Origin of the sequence: Halorubrum sp. SP9 (assembly GCF_005435015.1) — an archaeon.
In the GTDB taxonomy this organism is placed as follows: domain Archaea; phylum Halobacteriota; class Halobacteria; order Halobacteriales; family Haloferacaceae; genus Halorubrum; species Halorubrum sodomense.
The window spans coordinates 1-1,546 of sequence record NZ_SGXU01000097.1 but is presented as its reverse complement, the minus strand read 5'-3'; the positions used below and the strand labels follow the sequence as shown (position 1 = coordinate 1,546).

Genomic DNA, 1,546 nt, shown 5'->3' with positions numbered 1-1,546 from the left:
GCTTCGATGGACACAGAACAGATGGTCAATCAGGAGGCCGCCGAACTGCTGGAAGACCTCTATCAGAACGATCGGACGCCCAACGAGGTGTCCGTTATCGCTGACGAGGTACTTGACGCCTCCGCGGCCAAGTTCGACTGGAACGAACTGGAACTTGGCTACGAGGACGGTGGCGACCAGCAGCTCTCCATCTCGGGCAAACTGCGCGGGCTGGAGATCGAGGCGTTGTAACGAGATGACCCTTCTGTTTGGGCGTCACCACTATATCCGTTACCATTAATATCCTTCAGTTCTATTAGGAGGACGTGAGGAACGAACGGTGTCACGGAGTGACTCGGAGTGTCCTCGCGTGGAACCGTTGACACAGGGCCTCGTCAGAAACGGATAGTAGCCGTCTGAACGGATAGGTCATTTCTACCAGCAGTCGCGGTGGTTCTCGCTTTTTCAAACGTTTTCGCAGTCGATTTTTCATACACAACAACCCATGACAGATCCAGCCTTCGTCGTCGCAAAACGGAAGACGGGTAACGCACGCAACTACCGCGGTGACGTGAACGTCTCGCTCGGTGATCAGACCGTGACGTTCAAACATCGCCTCCTCAACGAGACGGAGTTTCAAGAACTTCAACACGCCTTGGACACCGAGGAGATGGCCTCGGCTGACGAGCCTGAAGTTGATCCCGAGATGGGTGAAACGGAGGCCCAAGAACGGCTCTTGGAACTTCAGGAGAAGCCCGAACTGACCAGCGAGGAAGAACAGGAACTTCAGGAGTTGAGCGAGCAGGTCGCCTCCCAAACCAGTCGTATCAAGGACGCACTCGGTGAGGACGGCTTCGCGCTCCTGCGGCAGTTCGGGAAAGAGGTCATCAAACCCGACGATGAATCGGTTGACCACGTCTACGACCTCGTCAAGTCTGATCCCGCACAGGCGGCGGATCTGATGGGGATGGACCAGCTCCCGAGCGGTGGGACACTCACCAAAGACGAGGTCCGCGAGCACTTAGAAGACGAACTGGAACGGCTCGTCACGGGACAGCCCTACCCCATCAAGTTGAACGTCGGCCTTCAGGCGATGGCTGAGACGATCTCTGTGTTGGGAAACGGACTCCAAGAGTCGTAGACGAGGAGGGCTGGTACGACCCCGACGTTCACCACTCCAAGCGCCACGCCTACGCGAAAGAGAAGTACGGTGAGGACACCGTCATCGAGGCGTTTGCGAAATCACAGAAGGGGCGGGAAATGTGGGAAGCCCACCGCCATCTCGGCGTCTCAATCGTAGACTCACAGGCTGAGTGGACGCCGTTACAGAAGATGTTCCTCCAAGCCGCAGCCGACGAGTGGGGCAACGACGAGGACATCCCTGACCTCTCCTCGGTGAACGCCCCATCCAGTTCACGGCTCTGAAAGAGCCGTTTCAGACGGCAGTTCGCGCAGAACTGCCGAAACTCTCGCATCTAACAACGAGGTATTTCAATGGCTATTGCTGACGAGCGACTCGTCTTAGAGGCGAGCGTCGTTGACGATTTCACGGACACCCTTCTGGATC

3 protein-coding genes are annotated in these 1,546 nt (G+C 56.9%); all 3 read left to right on the top strand.

The genetic code is table 11. The features are described 5' to 3' along the window. Positions 1-231: hypothetical protein (locus EXE45_RS19775; RefSeq protein ID WP_158294291.1), on the top strand; the 231-nt coding region annotated here is incomplete at its 5' end. 253 nt (positions 232-484) lie between these two features. Further along, the gene (locus EXE45_RS16555) at positions 485-1,120 is read left to right on the top strand and encodes a hypothetical protein (RefSeq protein ID WP_137694972.1); all 636 of its coding nucleotides are present in this window, start codon (positions 485-487) and stop codon (positions 1,118-1,120) included. Between the two features lie 119 nt (positions 1,121-1,239). Next, positions 1,240-1,404 carry a hypothetical protein gene (locus tag EXE45_RS19770; RefSeq protein ID WP_158294290.1) on the top strand — a complete coding sequence of 55 codons (165 nt, stop codon included), beginning with the start codon at positions 1,240-1,242 and terminating at the stop codon, positions 1,402-1,404. Positions 1,405-1,546: the final 142 nt, after the last annotated feature.